The organism is Micromonospora sp. NPDC047762 (assembly GCF_043204655.1).
Classification (GTDB): Bacteria; Actinomycetota; Actinomycetes; order Mycobacteriales; family Micromonosporaceae; genus Micromonospora.
Genome location: NZ_JBIDCQ010000008.1, coordinates 367,350 through 384,141, shown reverse-complemented (window position 1 = coordinate 384,141; position 16,792 = coordinate 367,350). Strand labels below are relative to the sequence as shown.

Annotated in this window: 17 protein-coding genes; 5 read left to right on the top strand and 12 right to left on the bottom strand. The window is 72.5% G+C overall.

The annotated features are described in order from the left end of the window. Positions 1 to 44: 44 nt before the first annotated feature. The 7 genes from ACGF3C_RS25100 to ACGF3C_RS25070 all read right to left on the bottom strand — a co-directional run bounded on the left by ACGF3C_RS25100 (position 45) and on the right by ACGF3C_RS25070 (position 5,593). On the bottom strand, positions 45 to 662 hold the full coding sequence (locus ACGF3C_RS25100; protein WP_393225653.1) for a malonic semialdehyde reductase: 618 nt from the start codon (positions 660 to 662) through the stop codon (positions 45 to 47). Then, on the bottom strand, positions 659 to 1,219 hold the full coding sequence (locus ACGF3C_RS25095) for a flavin reductase family protein (RefSeq protein ID WP_393225650.1): 561 nt from the start codon (positions 1,217 to 1,219) through the stop codon (positions 659 to 661). The genes ACGF3C_RS25100 and ACGF3C_RS25095 overlap by 4 nt, the downstream gene beginning before the upstream one ends. After that, entirely contained in the window at positions 1,216 to 2,550 is a 1,335-nt protein-coding gene (locus ACGF3C_RS25090; protein WP_393225647.1) for an LLM class flavin-dependent oxidoreductase, read from the bottom strand. Before ACGF3C_RS25090 ends, ACGF3C_RS25095 begins: the two co-directional genes overlap by 4 nt. A gap of 11 nt (positions 2,551 to 2,561) precedes the next feature. Next, positions 2,562 to 3,434, bottom strand: a complete 873-nt coding sequence (locus ACGF3C_RS25085) for an ABC transporter permease (RefSeq protein WP_393225644.1) — start codon at positions 3,432 to 3,434, stop codon at positions 2,562 to 2,564. Further along, complete coding sequence (locus tag ACGF3C_RS25080; RefSeq protein ID WP_393225641.1) at positions 3,427 to 4,356, bottom strand: ABC transporter ATP-binding protein; 930 nt, start codon at positions 4,354 to 4,356, stop codon at positions 3,427 to 3,429. The genes ACGF3C_RS25085 and ACGF3C_RS25080 overlap by 8 nt, the downstream gene beginning before the upstream one ends. Continuing rightward, a complete protein-coding gene (locus ACGF3C_RS25075; protein ID WP_393225638.1) occupies positions 4,353 to 5,384 on the bottom strand; it encodes an ABC transporter substrate-binding protein in 1,032 nt (343 codons plus the stop codon). Before ACGF3C_RS25075 ends, ACGF3C_RS25080 begins: the two co-directional genes overlap by 4 nt. 131 nt (positions 5,385 to 5,515) lie before the next feature. Further along, positions 5,516 to 5,593 carry a putative leader peptide gene (locus tag ACGF3C_RS25070; protein WP_349881247.1) on the bottom strand — a complete coding sequence of 26 codons (78 nt, stop codon included), beginning with the start codon at positions 5,591 to 5,593 and terminating at the stop codon, positions 5,516 to 5,518. A gap of 248 nt (positions 5,594 to 5,841) precedes the next feature. On the opposite strand from ACGF3C_RS25070, the gene ACGF3C_RS25065 reads away from it, so the two are divergent. Continuing rightward, positions 5,842 to 6,021 (top strand): DUF4236 domain-containing protein, encoded by a 180-nt coding sequence (locus tag ACGF3C_RS25065; RefSeq protein ID WP_030333600.1) that lies wholly within the window; start codon positions 5,842 to 5,844, stop codon positions 6,019 to 6,021. A 229-nt stretch (positions 6,022 to 6,250) separates the two neighbouring features. On the opposite strand, the gene ACGF3C_RS25060 is transcribed toward ACGF3C_RS25065, so the two are convergent. Both ACGF3C_RS25060 and ACGF3C_RS25055 read right to left on the bottom strand, forming a co-directional pair. Continuing rightward, the gene (locus ACGF3C_RS25060) at positions 6,251 to 7,135 is read right to left on the bottom strand and encodes a hypothetical protein (RefSeq protein ID WP_393225635.1); all 885 of its coding nucleotides are present in this window, start codon (positions 7,133 to 7,135) and stop codon (positions 6,251 to 6,253) included. Positions 7,136 to 7,159: 24 nt separating this feature from the next. Then, on the bottom strand, positions 7,160 to 7,681 hold the full coding sequence (locus tag ACGF3C_RS25055; RefSeq protein ID WP_357201482.1) for a VOC family protein: 522 nt from the start codon (positions 7,679 to 7,681) through the stop codon (positions 7,160 to 7,162). A gap of 49 nt (positions 7,682 to 7,730) precedes the next feature. On the opposite strand from ACGF3C_RS25055, the gene ACGF3C_RS25050 reads away from it, so the two are divergent. Together ACGF3C_RS25050 and ACGF3C_RS25045 are read left to right on the top strand one after the other, a co-directional pair. Next, entirely contained in the window at positions 7,731 to 8,192 is a 462-nt protein-coding gene (locus ACGF3C_RS25050; protein ID WP_357201485.1) for a MarR family transcriptional regulator, read from the top strand. A 57-nt stretch (positions 8,193 to 8,249) separates the two neighbouring features. Then, entirely contained in the window at positions 8,250 to 9,878 is a 1,629-nt protein-coding gene (locus ACGF3C_RS25045; protein ID WP_393225632.1) for a tetratricopeptide repeat protein, read from the top strand. A gap of 352 nt (positions 9,879 to 10,230) precedes the next feature. On the opposite strand, the gene ACGF3C_RS25040 is transcribed toward ACGF3C_RS25045, so the two are convergent. Continuing rightward, positions 10,231 to 11,637 carry an ATP-binding protein gene (locus tag ACGF3C_RS25040; RefSeq protein WP_357228322.1) on the bottom strand — a complete coding sequence of 469 codons (1,407 nt, stop codon included), beginning with the start codon at positions 11,635 to 11,637 and terminating at the stop codon, positions 10,231 to 10,233. Positions 11,638 to 11,711: 74 nt separating this feature from the next. Beyond that, positions 11,712 to 12,368 (bottom strand): response regulator transcription factor, encoded by a 657-nt coding sequence (locus ACGF3C_RS25035; RefSeq protein ID WP_355007020.1) that lies wholly within the window; start codon positions 12,366 to 12,368, stop codon positions 11,712 to 11,714. A gap of 96 nt (positions 12,369 to 12,464) precedes the next feature. On the opposite strand from ACGF3C_RS25035, the gene ACGF3C_RS25030 reads away from it, so the two are divergent. After that, on the top strand, positions 12,465 to 13,592 hold the full coding sequence (locus ACGF3C_RS25030; RefSeq protein ID WP_357228313.1) for a sigma-E factor regulatory protein RseB domain-containing protein: 1,128 nt from the start codon (positions 12,465 to 12,467) through the stop codon (positions 13,590 to 13,592). 67 nt (positions 13,593 to 13,659) lie between these two features. Here ACGF3C_RS25030 and ACGF3C_RS25025 read toward each other — a convergent pair whose 3' ends face one another. After that, positions 13,660 to 14,286 carry an SGNH/GDSL hydrolase family protein gene (locus ACGF3C_RS25025; protein WP_393225628.1) on the bottom strand — a complete coding sequence of 209 codons (627 nt, stop codon included), beginning with the start codon at positions 14,284 to 14,286 and terminating at the stop codon, positions 13,660 to 13,662. Between the two features lie 146 nt (positions 14,287 to 14,432). Here ACGF3C_RS25025 and ACGF3C_RS25020 point away from each other — a divergent pair, with 146 nt between their 5' ends. Further along, on the top strand, positions 14,433 to 16,733 hold the full coding sequence (locus tag ACGF3C_RS25020) for an ATP-binding domain-containing protein (protein WP_357228319.1): 2,301 nt from the start codon (positions 14,433 to 14,435) through the stop codon (positions 16,731 to 16,733). Positions 16,734 to 16,792 lie beyond the last annotated feature (59 nt).

Sequence of the window (16,792 nt, the reverse complement as noted above, 5' to 3'; positions counted from 1 at the left end):
GGCGCCGGCACCACGCCGGCGCCGGGGGCGGTCCCGTTGTCCGCTCAGCCGTCGAGGGTGCGGATCACCTCCGAGGTGTCCAGCCGGGGCAGACGTGTCGGCCCGGTGTGCGGGCCCGGGTGCCCGAGGTTGAGCAGGAGCAGCACCTCGTGCCGACCGTCGGGAAAGAACGTCCGCTGGACGCCCGCGACGTCGAAACCCGCCATCGGACCGGCGGCGAGACCCGCCGCGCGGACACCGACGATCAGGTAGCCGATCTGCAGGGTGGCGCTGAATCGGGCCTGCTCGACGCGCGCCGCCCGGTCCGCCAGCCAGTCCCGGGCCTGCGGACGGTGCGGATACAGCTCGGGCAGCCGCTCGTGGAAGTCCACGTCGGCGGCGAGGATCGCGGTCAGCGGCGCGCTGGCCGTCTTCGCCCGGTTGCTCGACGAGACGAACGGCAACAACCGGGCCCGGGACTCCGGCGAACGCAGCAGCAGCACCCGCAACGGCTGACCGTTGTACGCGGTCGGCCCGTACCGGATCAGGTCGTGGATCGCCGCGATCTGCGCGTCGGTGACAGGCTCGTCGGTGAACGTGTCGGCCGTACGGGCCGCCCGGAACAGCAGGTCCTGGGCGGCCCGGTCCAGCGCGAGCAGGTCGGCCGTGGTGGCTGCGCTCACGCTGGCGCAGCCGTGGTGTAGCCGCCCCGATGGTGCAGCAGCGGGGCACCGTCACCGCCGTCGCCAAGCGCCAGCGGCTCGGCGATCACCAGGGTGTGGTCGCCGGCCGGGACCCGGTGCACCACCCGGCAGAGCAGCCGGGCCAGCACCCCGCCGAGCAGCGGCACCCCGAACGGTCCGGACGTCCAGTCCGGGTACGCGGCGAACCGGTCGATACCGCTGGTCGCGAAGACAGTGGCGGCCTCCCGCTGCCCGGCGCCCAGCAGGTGCACGGCGACGTGCTCGGCGCGGGCGAGCACCGGCCAGCTCGACGACGCCACCCCGAGGCAGAACGAGACCAGGGGCGGGTCCAGCGAGACCGACGTGAACGAGGTCGCTGTGAAGCCCGCCCGGATGGGCGCGCCGATCCCACCGAGGCAGGCGGGGTCGGTGCCGCGGGCGACAGCGGTGACCACCGTGACGGTGCTGGCCTGCCGCCGCAGCAGAGCGCGGAACAGGTCCGGGTTCACCGGTCGCAGCTCGGCGATGTCCGCCGAGGGGCGCTCCACGGTGGTCATGCCGGCACCAGGGTCGACGCGGCGTACGCGCTGGCCGGTCGGGGCAGGCCGTAGTGCTCGCGCAGCGTCCGACCGGTGTACTCGGTGCGGAACAGCCCACGGGAGCGCAGCACCGGCACCACGTGGTCGACGAAGTCGGCGAGCCCGCCGGGCAGGTGCGGCGGCATGATGTTGAACCCGTCGGCGGCGCCCTGGGTGAACCACAGCTCGATCTGGTCGGCGATCTGCTCCGGCGTACCGGCGACGACCCGGTGACCCCGACCGCCGCCGAGTCGGCCGATCAGCTGGCGGATGGTGAGCTGTTCCCGGCGGGCCAGCTCGGTGACGAGTTGGTAGCGGCTCTGGTGGGCCTGCACGGTGCCGGCGGCCGGCAGCTCCGGCAGGGGTCCGTCCAGCGGCAGGCCGGTCAGGTCGATGCCGAGCATCCCGGAGAGCTGGGCGAGGGCGTAGTCGGGGACGATCAGCTCCTCCAGCTCGGCGGCGAGCGCCAGCGCCTCGGCCTCGGTGCCGCCGAGCACCGGCGCGATGCCGGGCAGGACCTTCACCAGGTCCGGGTCCCGACCGGCGGCGGTGACCTGTCGGCGCAGCTCGGCGTAGAAGCTCTGCCCGTCGGCGAGGGTCTGCTGCGCGGTGAAGACCGCCTCGGCGTAACGGGCGGCGAAGGCGATGCCGTCCGGCGACGAGCCGGCCTGCACCAGCAGCGGTCGGCCCTGCGGCCCCCGAGGGATGTTCAGCGGGCCACGGACCTGGAACTCCGGCCCGCGGTGCGCCACCTCGTGCACCCGGTCGGTGTCGGCGAACACCCCGGCGCCGGTGTCGAAGACCAACGCGTCGTCCTCCCAGCTGTCCCAGAGCTTGATTGCCACGTCGACGAACTCGGCGGCCCGCCGGTAACGGTCGGCGTGTTCGGGGTGGCTGTCCCGGTTGAAGTTGACCGCCTCGCGTTCCTGGGCGGAGGTGACGATGTTCCAGCCGGCGCGACCGCCGCTGAGGTGGTCCAGCGAGGCGAACTTGCGGGCCACGTGGAACGGCTCGTTGTAGGTGGCGGAGACCGTCGCGATGAGACCGATGTGTTCGGTCACCGCGGCGAGCGACGCGAGCAGGGTCAGCGGCTCGAAGACGGCCTGGATGTTGTGTCGGGGGTTCGGCCCGACCGAGAGACCGTCGGCGAGGAAGAGCGAGTCGAGGGTGCCGCGTTCGGCGATCCGGGCCAGCTCCTGGAAGTGGCGTACGTCGGTGACCCGACGCGGGTCGGTGCGGGGGTGCCGCCAGGCGGCCTCGTGGTGGCCGACGCCCATCAGGAACGCGTTGAGGTGCAGGGTGCGGGTCATTGGTGTCCGTCCTATCCGGCAGAGACGTCGACGCGCCAGGTGGAGAAGCGACGTTCGAGGGCGACGAGGAGCTGGTTGACGACCAGGCCGATGGCGGAGATCGTGATGATCCCGGAGTACATGTCGGCGATCGCGAAGTTGTACTGCGCGTAGTTGATGAGGTAGCCGAGCCCGGCCTTCGCGCCGACCATCTCGGCCGCGACAAGCACCAGGATCGAGTACGCCCCGGCCAGTCGGACGCCGGTGAAGATGGTCGGCACCGCGGCCGGCAGGATCACCTTCTGGAACAGCCGCAGGTGGTTGAGCCCCATCGAGCGGGCCGACCGGATCAGCAGCGGGTCGACGCCCTTCACCCCGGCGATGGTGTTCAGCAGGATCGGCCAGGAGCACGCGTACAGCACCAGGGCGATCTTGGAGGTCTCCCCCAGGCCGAGGATGAGCACGAACACCGGCAGCAGGGCCAGCGCGGCGGTGTTGCGGAACACCTCCAGCAGCGGGCTGAGCAACTCGGCGAGCGGCCGGTACCAGCCGATCAGCAACCCGACCGGGATGGCGGTGAGCACCGCCAGGCCGAGCCCGGCCAACGACCGGGTGAGGCTCGCGCCCACGTGCTCGGCGAGCTGCCCGCTGCGCAGCAACTCCCACCAGGCCACCAGCACCTCCGACAGCGGCGGCAGAAAGACCCGGTCCACCAGCCCGAGCCGAGGTGCGCCCTCCCAGATCGCGGCCAGAGCGAGAATCGCGACGCTGCGGTGCAGCACCTTTCCACCCACGCCGAGCAGCCGGCCGGCAAGCCCGCCGGCCGCGGGTCCGGCGGCGGCCGCCGCGTCCGGCACGGCCGCCGGGGCCGCCAGCCGGGTGGGACGTTCGGCGATGTCAACCAACGCGGGCCTCCTCGGTGTGGGCCGCCGCCGGCACCGCGCGCCGCGCGTCCGCTCCGGCGACGACGGGAGTACGAGCACCAACTGTTCCGGTGTGGGCGGAGCGGCTGCCGGTGGCGCTCTCGGCTGCCTGGGCGGCCCGCACCTCGTCCCGCAGCAGGGTCCAGATCTGGTGGCGGTGGTGGCGGAACGCGTCGGTGGAACGCACGTCCTCGACAGCGTCCCGGTCGCCGAGGTCGATGTCGATGACCTGTTTGAGCCGCCCGGGCCGGGACGTCAGCACCGCCACCCGCTGACCCAGGTAGACGGCCTCGTCGATGCCGTGGGTGATGAACACGATGGTCTTGCCCGTGCGGGCCCAGATGCGCACCAGCTCGTCCTGCAACGAGTCGCGGGTCTGCGCGTCCAGGGCGGCGAACGGCTCGTCCATCAGCAGCACATCCGGGTCGTACGCGAGGCTGCGGGCGATGGCCACCCGCTGCTTCATCCCGCCGGACAGCTCGTGCGGGTAGCGGTCGGCGAAGCCGCGCAGGCCCACAAGGTCGAGGTGGTGCTCGATCAGGGCGGCGCGCTCGGCGCGGGGCACCCCCTTGGCCTCCAGGCCGAACGCGACGTTGCCGGCGGCGGTGCGCCAGGGCAGCAACGCGTACTGCTGGAAGACGATGCCCCGGTCCAGGCCCGGACCGGTGACGGGCCGACCGTCGACGAGCACCCGTCCCGCTGTCGGCTCGGTGAGCCCGCCGAGCAGGTCGAGCAACGTGGACTTGCCGCAGCCGCTGGGGCCGACGACGACCAGGAACTCGCCGGGGCGTACCCCGAGGGTGACCTCGTCCAGCGCGGTGACCGCGCCGGCGCCACCACGCCGGCTGGCGCGGACCGGGAAGGTCTTGCTCACGCGATCAAAGAGGATCTTGTCGGTGCTCACGCGTTCCCCCCGTCCACGAAGGGGTTGAACCGGTTGGTGTAGATGTCGCCGGGCTTCGGACGGTCGCCCTTGAGCTCGCCCTCGGCGGCGAGCCAGTCGATCCAGGTGGCGAACTCCTGCTCGCCGATCACACCGCCACGGCCGGCGACGCCACTGCTCTTCCAGTACGCGACCAGCGACGGGTCCTCGTTGCGGCCACGCTTGCCGATGATGTCCCGCATCCGGGCGACCACCGTCTCCCGGGGTTGGGTGCGGGCCCACTCGATGGCTTTGCCGACCCCGGTGACGAACGCCTTGACGGTCTCCGGGTTGCGCTTGATGAAGTCGTCGCGGAAGACGTAGGTGCCGCCGCTGAAGGCGCCGAGCAGCTCGTAGTCGGTGAAGATGGTGCGGATGCCGCCACCGGCGACCGCCTTGTCCCGGATCACCCCACCGAGCACCGCGACGTCGATCTGCTGCTGCCGCAGCGACTGCTCGGTGTTGACAGGTGGCAGGGCGACCAGCTCGACCTGCTTGATCTCGGCGGGGGTGAGCCCGCCGCGGGCGAGCCAGGTCTTGAGCACGGCCTCGGCGTGCGCGCCGAGGGTGTTCATGCCGACCTTCTTGCCGATCAGGTCACGGGGGCCGCGGACCGGGCTGTCGTCGAGCACGTAGTAGCCCTGGAAGGTGTGCGCGTCCGAGCCGTAGTAGCTGACCACGGCCGTGATCGGGGCGTTGGCGGCGGCGAGCTTGACGATGGCGCCGTTGAACGCGCCGCCGAAGTCGCTCTGCCCGGTGGCCGTGGCCTGGATGTCCTGCGGACCGCCGGTGACGTTGCCGATCCAGTTGAGCTTGACGTCGCCGAGGTAGCCGAGGTCGGCGGCGAGTTCGGGGAGGGTGACCTGGCCGACCGAGCCCTGGTAGCGCAGCTCGCTGGCCTGGGCGCCGTCGGCTGCCGCGTCACCGCCGCAGCCGGCGGTGGCGGTGAGCGCGACCAGCGCGGCAACGGCGGCGAGGGTACGCAGAATGGCACGACGGGGTGGGGACATGAGGAGTCTCCTGATCTGTCCAGGATGGAAGCGGGGACGCCCGGATGAGGGCGTGCGGGCACGCTGCTCCGCGTTGAGCGGGCGGGCGGTGGGAGTGCGGCGCTGGAGCCGAGCCGGATGGACCGGTCAGCTCAACAGAGCGCGCTCGCGTGCCGGACCAGGTCGACGTGCACACGAGCGGTGAGGAGAAGCTCATCCCGCTGCGACATGACCCCATGCTGCCCGGGATCGGATCGAGCGGTCAACGGCCTTCCAGAAGATGAGACTTCTATCGCTGACGATGTTACAAAGCGCCCCAGCCAGCGTTTACCGTGCCGCAACACCTATCTGTTGGATAGAGATTGCGATGCCCGCTCGGCGACTGTCCAGGACGGACGGCGAGAGGGTTTCAACAGTCGCCGGTTCGGGAATGTTCGATCTCGACACGGCAGGGAACGGTGACGAGGGGAGACCTCCGATGGGCCTCATGTTTCGCAAGCGCAAGAAGTACGGTCCGATCATCCTGAACTTCACCGAGAACGGCTTCTCCTCGTGGAGCATCAAGATCGGTCGCTGGTCCTGGAACTCCAAGGCGCGTGCGCACCGGGTCGACCTGCCGGGTCCGCTCTCCTGGAAGCAGGACAAGTCCCGGTCGTAATCATCCCGGGAGTCGAGCGGGGTGCCGGTGATTCACCGGCACCCCGCTCGGCGTCTGCGCACCCCACCCCAGCCCCCGCGCGCCCCGCGCCCCCCGCGCGCCCGCCCGTCCCCCGCGATCTTGCATTTTCTGTTGCCGATTCGCGAGGGATGCCCCTTGTGTCACCGCAGAAAGTGCAAGATCGCGGGGGCGGGGGCGGGGGCGGGGGCGGGGGCGGGGGCGGGGCGGGTTAGGGGGTTGCTCTGATGGTTTCGTCGCCGGCGAGGCGGCCCGTTTCGCGGTCGCGGCTCAGGGCGCCGGCGTCGAGCAGGGTGGTGAGGGCGCGGTTGGCGTCGGCGGCACGGTAGACGGTCGCGGCGAGGGTGTGCCGGCGCAGCTCGGTGACCAGCCGTGGCCCGCCCGCCCGCAGCTCGGCCAGCAACTCGTGGGCCAGCGGTTCGAGGTCGGGCTCGCCAACCACGTCGACAGTCGTGCCGGTCGGGTCGAGTGGGTCGCGGAAGCGTACGTCGAACTGCGCGCCGACCGCCCAGAGCGCCTCGCGCACCGCCTCCAGACTCCGGTCGGAGCGGCTGCCGAACGCGACAACACCGGCAGCTTCCCCGTCGGGCAGCACCGGCGCCACCTCGGCGACCAGGGGAAAGCCGGCGGAGGCGAGCACGTCCCGGGCGCTGTCGCCGGTGTGCAGCAGCAGCTCACCGGTCCGGCCGTTGGCCGCGGCGGTGAGCACCTTCGGCGTCACCGCGCCGGGCAGGTCCACGAAGGAGAACAGCGGCGCGCCGGCCGCCCCGGCGGCCTTCACCGCGACCGGCAGCCGGTAGGCGTCGCCGGGGAGCAGGTGCACGGTGACCTCGGCGGGCAGCTCCGCCTCGATCGGGCCAAGCCGGGTCGGCAGCTCCGGCGCGCCGTCGGCCAGCACCAGCACCGTCACCTGCCGGCCGCGCACCTGGTCGCCGTGCCCGCCGACCAACCGGAGCGCGGCCTCGGCGGCTGCCGCGTCCACCCCGGCGAGCGCGACGGTGGCCCGCCGGGAGCGGTGCAGGGCCGCGGGCAGCCAGGTCGTCAACTGGCGGACCAGCAGCTCGCGGAGGAAATCAGTGGTCCGGTCGGTCGGCATCGGTCCGTTCTACCCTACGAGCGGTCAGACCGGGACGGAGATCCCCACCCCGCCCCGGGTCTGCCCGCCGTAACGCTGCCGCTCGGCGTTCAGGTCGAGCCGACCGATCTGCTTGCGGGCGGCCAGAGCGGTGTCGTCGAGCAGGTCGGCCGGGATCAGCCAGACCACCTCGAACTCCAGGCCGTCCGGGTCCTTGCCGTAGAGGCTCTTCGTCGTGCCGTGGTCGGAGGTGCCGGCCAGTGCGCCGGCCGCGGCGAGCCGCTCGGCGGTGGCGGCCAGCTCGTCGAGCGTGTCCACCTCCCAGGCGAGGTGGTAGAGGCCGACGGTGGACCGGCCGGCGGTCGACCGACCGGCGCCGGCGCCGATCTCGAAGAGCCCGAGGTCGTGGTCGTTGGTGGAGTCGGGGGCCTGGAGGAAGGTGGCGCCCCGGAAGCCGTCCGGGGTCATCGCCACCGGGCGGAAGCCCAGCACGTCGCTGTAGAACGCGACACTGCGGGCGAGGTCACTGACGTAGAGGACCGCGTGGTTGAGCCGGTGGATACCCATGACCCGAGAGTAGCGCGGTTTAGTTGAGCATTCAACTATCGGGGGTATGATGGCGGTCATGACCCGCTGGTTGGACCCCGACGAGCAGCGCACCTGGCGCGCGTACCTCACCGCCTCCAGGGTGCTGATGGACACCCTCGACCGTGAGCTGCAACGCGACGCGGGCATGCCGCACGCGTACTACGAGATCCTGGTCCAGCTCTCCGAGGCCCCCGGTCGTCAACTGCGCATGAGCCAGTTGGCGCAGGCCGCGGGGTCATCCCGCAGTCGGCTCTCGCACGCCGTGGCGCGGCTGGAGGCCGCCGGCTGGGTGCGCCGCGAGGACTGCCCCACCGACCGGCGCGGGCAGATCGCGCTGCTCACCGACGAGGGTTTCGCCACCCTCGCGGCCGCCGCACCCGGCCATGTCGAGGGGGTACGCCGACACCTGTTCGACGCGTTGAGCCCCGCCCAGGTCGATCAGCTACGCCGGATCAGCGAGACCCTGGCCGAGCATATGACCGGATCCTGACCAATCGACACCGGCGCGGGTCTTGTACTTACCGTCGTCGAATGAGCACGATGGGGCGTGTCTTCCGGCTTCGGTGAACTGACTGATCAGGCGCACCACCTCGTGTCCTCCGGCGATCTTGCCGGCGCACAGCAACTGCTGTCCGACGCGCTCACCGACGCCGACCCCCGCCCGGCCAACGCCACGCCCGAGCTGGCCGAGGCGGCCAGCCTTCAGGCGCGGGTGCTGATCGCCCTCGGCGAGCCGCACTCGGCCCGGGGGTGGGCCGCCTTCGCGTACGCGGCCACCACCCGCCTGCACGGCCGCGCCGACCCGCGCACGGTGGCCGCGGCGGCGACTCTGGCCGCTGTGCTGCACCGGGTCGGCAGCCACTCCCGGGCGGCGCGGCTCTACCAGGAAGTCATCATCGAGCTGACCGCACAGGACGGCCCGGAGTCACTGCGGGTGCTCGCCGCGCACGCCGACCTCGCCACCGTCGAATACGCGCGGGGCCAGTGCACTGTGGCCCGCGACCGCCTCCAGGACGCCTGGGAGCTGCACCGCGAGGTGTACGGCGACGGCCACCCCAGCGGCATCAAGATGCTGGCGCGGCTCGGGGCCATGCAGCGCGACTGCGGGCAGTTCGCCGAGGCACACGACAACCTGGCGCTCGCCCGCGAGCTGTGCCGGCAGCACCTGCCCGCCGACGACCCACTGGCCACCCAGGTGGCGGCCCTGGCCCGGGCGGCGGCCAATCCCGACCATGCCTGCGCCGACAACCCGCCCACAGCTCGGGACACTCCGATCGTGCCGGCCGCCCGCGTCCCACCGCATGACGACGGGCCAGCCGAATCCGGCTACCACCCGCAGGCAGCCGCGGCCCACCACGGCGGGGCGGTGCCGAACCCCCGGCTGCCCTCCGACGAGGCGGTCGGATCGATGGGCAGCAGATGGTCGTCCGACCCGGCGGACGACCTCTCGCCCCACCCCACCGACCCTCCGGTGCCCCCGTCGGTGGTCGGGTTGGCCGGCGGCACCGAGGAGCAGCCCGGGGTGTACCGGCTGCACCGCACCGCCGACCCGTACGGGTCGCACGACCCGAACCCGCCGTCCGACCAGCAGCAACCCTCCGACCCGTACGCCCGGCCCGACCCGTACGCGCAGGTCGAGCCGTACACGCCGTCGCGGCTGTTGCCGGTGCCCGTGCACCGCGCGCCGCCGGAGCAGCGCAACCGGCTGGTACCGGTGCTGGTGGCCGGTGTGGTCGTGGTGCTCCTCGGCGCGGCAGCGGTGATCGCCGGGGTGGCCCGGGTCGACGGCGACGACGAACCGACCCCGCCGCCGGCCAGCGCCTCCCCCACCGCCAGCGCGCCGGCCAGCACCGCGCCCGCCCCGGGCGGCACGGCACCCACGTCGGCTGCCGCCGCGGCCCCGCCCGGCACCCCACCCAGCGCGGTGACCCTGCGCGACACCCGGGACAGCATCGCGCTGAACTGGACCTACCCGGCTGGCGGCGAGGGCCCGGTGGTCATCGCGGGCGGTCGCACCGGCCAGGCCCACAACATCTTCGCGACGCTGCCCGCCGGCACCACCAGCTTCGTCATCTACGCGCTCAACCGCACGAACGACTTCTGCTTCACCGTCGCGGTCGCCTGGTCCACCGACACCGTGGCCCGGTCCAAGCAGGTCTGCACCCGCCGCCGCTGACCTGCCAGCCTCTGCCCCGCCCGCCACGCCCCGCCCGCCACGCCCCGCCCGCCACTGCCCCGCCCTGCCCGCCACTGCCCGCCGGCTACGCCCCGCAGACCTCACTCAGCGTGGGCTACCCGTTGGCGAACCCGCCGTGACACGCCGTCACACCCGACGCCCCGCCCACAACTCCGGCCCAGGCTTTGCTCTGCTTACCTATACGCACCACTTCGGATGAGCAGCTGAAACGTCGCGACTGCCGCTACAGCACGCGTCGGCGATGATCACTTTGCGTAGCTGTCGCATCCGCGGGTGCAGAGCAAAGGGGCATCGGTGGGCGGTTTGGGGGGAGGACGCCGTCACGGACCGTCTACCTTTGGCCGTCCTCGGCCGGCAACGCTGGCAGCAGCAGGCACACCCGCAGGCCTCGCTGCTCCGGCGCGTCGGTCAGGGTGATGCTGCCGCCCGCGCGTCGGACCAACTCCCGGACGATGGCCAGCCCCAGGCCAGCGCCCCCGTCGTCGCGGGCCCGTCCGTCATCCAGCCGGGTGAACCGGTCGAAGACCCGCTCCCGGTCCGCCACCGCGATCCCCGGGCCGTCGTCGGTCACCGTCACCAGGTGGTACGCCCCAACGCCGGGCCCGAGCCCCGCCCCGGCCGTCGACATCGCGCCGGCCGTCGACACCGCCTCGCCCAGCGACGTCGCCTCGGCCGCGAGCACGACGCTGCCGTGCGCGTGCCGTACCGCGTTGTCGACCAGGTTGGCCAGCACGCGACGCAACTCCTCGACGGTGCCGATCGTCCAGAGCGGGCCCGTCGGCGGCGTCACCCGCACCGGCGGCGACGGGTAGCGGGCGGCAACCTCGGTCAGCAACGTGCCCAGCTCCACCGGGCCGGTCCCCCGGGTCGGCGGAGTCTCGTCCAGGCGGGCCAGCAACAGGAGATCGTCGACCAGGCGGCTCAACCGCTCGGTGTCGGCGAGCAGGTTGGCCGTCACCGCCGTCCAGTCCGTCCGGTCGGCGAGGTGCTGGGCCACCTCCAGCTCCGTCCGGATGTTGGTCAACGGGCTGCGCAGCTCGTGCGCGGCGTCGGAGACGAAGGCCCGCTGCCGGACGCGGGCGGACTCCAGCCGGCCCAGCATGCCGTTGAGGGTGACCGCCAGACGGTGGATCTCGTCGGCCGACGCCGGCACCGGCAGCCGGCCGGCGCCGGCCCTCCCGGTGATCTCCTCGGCACCTCGACGTAACGCCTCGACCGGCCGCAGGGTCGCCCCCACCACCCGCCACGCCACCCCGGCCAGCACGGCGACCAGCAGCGGGAACGCCACCAGCAGGATGGTCCGGACCACGTGGGTGCTGTGCCGCACGTCGGCCATCGAGCGGGCGACCAGCACGGTGAGCGGGTCGGCCGCGGTGCCGGCGGGTACGGCGACCACCCGGACCGGGCCGACGAGCCCGACCCGCTCGGCCGGCACCTCAAGCCGCTGCCGACCGTCGCGGTTCAGCCGCTCCGGGCGGACCATCGGCACCAGACGGTCCGCGTCGATCGAGGCCGCCCGGATCCGTCCCTGCCCGTCAACGACCTGAACGCGGACCTGCCCGCCGGCCACCGGCAGCGGGTCGGGCAGCGCGTCCTCGGCGGCGAGCAGGGCGACCGCGTCGGCGGTGCGGAACGCCTCGGTGTCGACAGTGCGCTGGAGTACGAAGCCGAGCGCGCCGAGCAACACCACCCCGCCCACGGCCAGCCCGATGGTGAGACCGACCACACCGATCGCCATGAGTCGCCCGCGCAACCCGAGGACCGGCATCCAACCGGGCCTGGCCCGACGGGTGGTGGCCGGGCCGTCGGCGGTCACGTCGCCAGCCGGTAGCCGGCACCCCGGACCGTCTCCAGCCGGTCCCGGCCGAGCTTGCGGCGCAGGTAGCCGACGTACACCTCGACGGCGTTCGGCGCGGTCTCCAGGCTGGCGTCCCACACGTGGTCCAACAACTCGACCTTGGAGACGACCTGGCCCGGCCGGCGCATCAGGTAGTCCAGCAACGCGAACTCCCGCGCGGTCAGCGCCACCTCGGTGTCCGCCCGGGTCACCCGTCGACGGGCCGGATCCAACCGCAGGTCACCGACGGCGAGGACGGTCGGGCGCTCCGGCGCGCCCCGACGCAGCAGGGCCCGGAGCCGGGCCAGCAGCACCACGTACGAGAAGGGTTTGGTCAGGTAGTCGTCGGCGCCGCAGTCGAGGCCGTCGGCCTGGTCGTACTCGCCGTCCTTGGCGGAGAGCATCAGCACCGGCAGCCAGTGCTGTTCCGCGCGCAGCCGCCGGACCAGCTCGTACCCGGAGAGGCCGGGCAGCATCACGTCGAGGATCATGGCGTCGTACCCGCCGTGCCGGGCCGCGTCCAGGCCCGCCGGGCCGGTCGTCGCCACGTCCACCGCGAACCCCTCCGCCTGGAGACCCCGTTGCAGGGCAGCCGCCAACCGGGCCTCGTCCTCCACCACCAGCACCCGCACAGGCTCAAGGGTGCCACCCGGGTCAATCGGCGCGGTTCGGTGTCCTCAGCGCGTTCACAGCACGGACGAGGCAAGATGGCCGCAGGAGGTGCCACCATGTCCGTCCTGAGAAGCCGTCCCGTCCTTCGCTGGCTGGTTCCGGCCACCGCGGCCGTCGCCGTCATCGGCGGTGGCGCGGCGATCGGCACGTTCGCCGCCGAGGCCGAGCCGAGCCTGCCGCCCCGAACCGCCGCTCAGCTCCTGGTCGACCTGCAGACATCCCGGCTGGAGGGGTTGTCCGGGACCGTCGTGCAACGCGCCGACCTGGGCCTGCCGTCCCTCGTCGGGCTGGTTCCCGGCAACGAGCTGACCACCCTGCTGACCGGCACCCACACCCTGCGCGTCTGGTATTCCGGGCCGGACAAGCAGCGGGTCGCGCTGATGGACACGCTGGGCGAGCAGGACATCATCCGCAACGGCCAGGACCTGTGGACGTGGCAGAGCCGCAGCAACACCGCCACCCACCGCGCGCTGGGCGGCGACGCCGGAGCCTGGAAGCCCGCACCGGAACCGGCAGCGAGCCTGCCGTCCACCCCGCAGCAGGCCGCCGACCTGGCGTTGAACGCGATCGACCCGAGCACCGAGGTCAGCGTGGGCCGGTCGGCGACCGTCGCCGGACAGGACGCGTACGAGTTGGTGCTCCAGCCGCGCGACCAGGCCTCCCTGGTGCACCAGCTGCGGATCGCCATCGACGCCAAGCAGCACGTGCCGCTGCGCTTCGAGGTGCTCGCGAAGGGCAGCGACCGGCCGACGTTCGAGGTGGCCTTCACCCAGGTCGACTACCGCCGCCCGGACGCCGACCAGTTCCGCTTCAACCCGCCGCCCGGCGTGACTGTCGACGAGGAGAAGGCCGCGCGCCCGACGGGCAAGCCCGGTCACGTCGAGCCGGCGGGTGACCCGCAGGTCCGTACTGTGGGCGACGGCTGGACGACAGTGCTGGTCGGCCGCCTCGACGGGGCCGATGCCGACCGGAAGCCCGCCCCGAAGCAGGCGACTCCCCCGGCCGGAGCCGGGCCGGACCTGGACATGTCGAAGCTGCTCGGCGGGTTGCCGACGGTCAGTGGTGACTGGGGCAGCGGTCGGCTCCTCACCAGCAAGCTGTTCAGCGTGCTGCTCACCGACGACGGCCGGGTGCTCGCCGGAGCGGTGACTCCGGAGCGGCTCTACGAGGCCGCGCGCGGCTGATCTCCGCGGTGTTCGCGCCGGGTCGACCTCACGGTCGGCCCGGCGCTCCGCTGTGGGTCAGCCCGGGTCAGGCGACGCCGAGGGCGCTGAGATACGCGTCGGCGAGGACCGCGTGGCCGGGCAGGTACGGGTGGACCCGGTCGTCGGCCCAACGCGTCGCCGGACTCACCGCCAGCACCCGGTCGAACGCCGCCTGGTTGGGCACGTGCACCGCGTCGAACTCGGCCGCCAGCCCCGCCATGACCGCCGCGTACCGGTCGGTGTCGGCGCGCTGCGGGACGCTCCGGTCGGGCTCGATGAAGAACGGGTCACCGAGGATCAGTCGGCAGCCGGTGGCGTCGACCGCCCGACGCAGCAGGTCGCGCAGCGTGCGCTCGTACTCCTCGATGCCGACGGCCTCATCCGGCCGGTCACCGTAGTGCCGCCAGATGTCGTTGATGCCGATCAGCACCGCGAGCCAGTCGGGGCGCTCGGCGATGGCGTCGTCGTCCCAGCGGGCGGCCAGGTCCCGCACCGTGTCGCCGCCCACACCCCGGTTGACCCATTCCAGCTCCAACTCCGGGTGCCGCGCGTCGACCAGGGCCCGCACGAGACTCACATATCCGCTGCCGTAGGGCGCGGCGACGTCACGTCGACCACAATCGGTGATGCTGTCCCCGATGAAGACCACCCGTTGGCCGGTCCGCAGGATCATCTGTCGTCACCTCGCGATCACCGGCGCGCCGGACCGCCCGGCTTGGTGAGAACCGGCGGAACGCGCTATCTTCAACAGTTCGAAGGCACAAAAAAGAACGGCTAAAAGCCGTTCCTGCAAAGGATTCTAATCTTTAGGGAGACGGCTTGTCAAGGCACTCCGGCGGTTCCGGCGAATTGCCGCTCGACGACGAGATCGGTCGCGAGCAGGAGTACGTCTCGATGCTCTACAACCGGCTGGACCAACTGCGTCAGCAGGCCGCCCACCGGCTCACCGCCGAGCTGCACAACACCGGCGGCACCCTCCAGGACCGCTCGCAGCGCGACAGCTCGGTAGCGATGTACGCCGATCAGGTCGAGCAGTTCTCCGCCGTGGAGAACGGGCTCTGCTTCGGCCGTCTCGACGGCGACGACGACTCCCGCCGCTACATCGGCCGGATCGGCATCTTCGACACCAGTGGTGACTACGATCCGCTGCTGATGGACTGGCGGGCACCCGCCGCCCGGCCGTTCTACCTCGCCACCGCCGCGAACCCGCAGGGCGTACGCCGTCGCCGGCACCTGCGTACCCGGCAGCGCAAGGTGACCGGGCTCAACGACGAGGTGCTCGACATCGACACCGCCTCCCCCGGCGCCCACGAGGAGCTGACCGGTGAGGCGTCGCTGCTCGCCGCGCTCAACGCGGGCCGTACCGGCCGGATGCGCGACATCGTCGAGACCATCCAGGCCGAGCAGGACGAGGTCATCCGCGCGGAACTTCCGGGCGTGATGGTGGTCCAGGGCGGCCCCGGCACCGGCAAGACCGCTGTCGCGCTGCACCGGGCGGCGTACCTGCTCTACACGCACCGGCGGGAACTCTCCAGCCGTGGCGTGCTGCTGGTCGGCCCGAACGCGACCTTCCTGCGCTACATCTCCCAGGTGCTGCCGACGCTGGCCGAGACCGGCGTGCTGCTGCGTACCCAGGGTGATCTCTTTCCCGGGGTGAGCGCCCAACGGACCGAGCTGGCCGAGACCGCGGCGCTCAAGGGCCGGGCGGTGCTGGCCGAGGTGTTGGCGCTGGCCGTACGGGATCGGCAGTGGGTACCGGACGAGCCGTTGGAGATCGAGGTCGAGCGGGAGACGCTGACCCTCGACCCGGAGATCGTGCGCGCGGCCCGGGATCGGGTCCGCCGGGCCGACCGACCGCACAACCTGGCCCGCGCGCTGTTCGACGTGGAGATCGTGCACGCGCTCGCCGATGAGGTGGCCGAGCGGATCGGCGCCGACCCGCTCGGCGGGGACAACCTCCTCGACGAGGCGGACCGCGCCGAGATCCGTCGCGAGCTGCGCGAGGAGACGGAGATCCAGGCCGCCCTGGACCGGCTGTGGCCGGTGCTCACCCCGCAGCAGCTGCTCGCCGACCTGTACGCCGACCCGGACCGGATCGCCGCCGCCGCGCCGATGCTCAGCGAGGACGAGCGAGCGCTGCTGCGCCGCGAGCGCGGTGGCTGGACGCCGGCCGACGTCCCGCTGCTGGACGAGGCCGCCGAACTGCTCGGCGAGGACGAACGCGCCGCCGCCGCCCGGCGGGACCGCATCCGGATGATGGAACGGGAGTACGCCGAGGGCGTGCTCGAAATCGCCAAGGGATCCCGATCGATCGACGTCGAGGACGAGGCCGAGGGCGGTGAGATCCTCGGCGTGACCGACCTGATCGACGCGGACCGACTGTTGGAGCGGCAGGAGGAGGCCGACCGGCTGACCACCGCGCAGCGGGCCGCCGCCGACCGCACCTGGGCGTTCGGCCACGTGATCGTGGACGAGGCGCAGGAGCTCTCGCCGATGGCCTGGCGGCTGCTGATGCGCCGCTGCCCGAGCCGGTCGATGACGATCGTCGGCGATGTGGCACAGACCGGCGCGCTGAGCGGCACGCCGTCGTGGGCGGATGCCCTCGCCCCGTACGTCGAGCAGCGGTGGCGGCTCACCGAGCTGACGGTCAGCTACCGCACTCCCGCCGAGATCATGGCGGTCGCCGCCGACGTACTGGCCGAGATCGACCCGGCACTGCGGCCGCCGCGCTCGGTGCGGGAGAGCGGCGTACCGCCGTGGGACCGGGCGGTCCCCGACGGTCGGTTGGCGACGGAGCTGGTCGCCGAGGCCACCCGGGAGGCGGCCGGGCTGAGCGAGGGGCGGCTCGGGGTGCTCGTGCCGGCCGGCCTGGTGGGTGAGTTGGGTGCGGCGGTGACCGCCGCCCTGCCGGAGGCTGCCGTCGGCGAGCATCCGGAGCTGGAGAGCCGGGTGGTGGTGTTGACAGTCGCCCAGGCCAAGGGGTTGGAGTTCGACTCGGTGCTGGTGGTCGACCCGGACCGGATGGTGGCCGAGTCCCCCCGCGGACGCAGCGACCTCTACGTGGCCCTGACCCGCGCCACCCAACGCCTAGGCGTCCTCCGCCCAACCCCCACCCGCTGAGTCGATCATGAGGTTGACGTGGACTGTGATCTTCCAGAGCCACGTCAACCTCATGATCA

Excerpts from the sequence above, each read along its gene's own strand:
- ACGF3C_RS25050 (WP_357201485.1), top strand. The coding sequence starts at position 7,731 with ATGGCGGTCATGACCCGCTGGTTGGACCCCGACGAGCAGCGCACCTGG.
- ACGF3C_RS25065 (WP_030333600.1), top strand. The coding sequence starts at position 5,842 with ATGGGCCTCATGTTTCGCAAGCGCAAGAAGTACGGTCCGATCATCCTG.
- ACGF3C_RS25090 (WP_393225647.1), bottom strand. The coding sequence starts at position 2,550 with ATGACCCGCACCCTGCACCTCAACGCGTTCCTGATGGGCGTCGGCCAC.
- ACGF3C_RS25030 (WP_357228313.1), top strand. The coding sequence starts at position 12,465 with ATGTCCGTCCTGAGAAGCCGTCCCGTCCTTCGCTGGCTGGTTCCGGCC.
- ACGF3C_RS25075 (WP_393225638.1), bottom strand. The coding sequence starts at position 5,384 with ATGTCCCCACCCCGTCGTGCCATTCTGCGTACCCTCGCCGCCGTTGCC.
- ACGF3C_RS25025 (WP_393225628.1), bottom strand. The coding sequence starts at position 14,286 with ATGATCCTGCGGACCGGCCAACGGGTGGTCTTCATCGGGGACAGCATC.
- ACGF3C_RS25055 (WP_357201482.1), bottom strand. The coding sequence starts at position 7,681 with ATGGGTATCCACCGGCTCAACCACGCGGTCCTCTACGTCAGTGACCTC.
- ACGF3C_RS25040 (WP_357228322.1), bottom strand. The coding sequence starts at position 11,637 with ATGGCGATCGGTGTGGTCGGTCTCACCATCGGGCTGGCCGTGGGCGGG.
- ACGF3C_RS25095 (WP_393225650.1), bottom strand. The coding sequence starts at position 1,219 with ATGACCACCGTGGAGCGCCCCTCGGCGGACATCGCCGAGCTGCGACCG.
- ACGF3C_RS25070 (WP_349881247.1), bottom strand. The coding sequence starts at position 5,593 with ATGTCGCAGCGGGATGAGCTTCTCCTCACCGCTCGTGTGCACGTCGAC.
- ACGF3C_RS25060 (WP_393225635.1), bottom strand. The coding sequence starts at position 7,135 with ATGCCGACCGACCGGACCACTGATTTCCTCCGCGAGCTGCTGGTCCGC.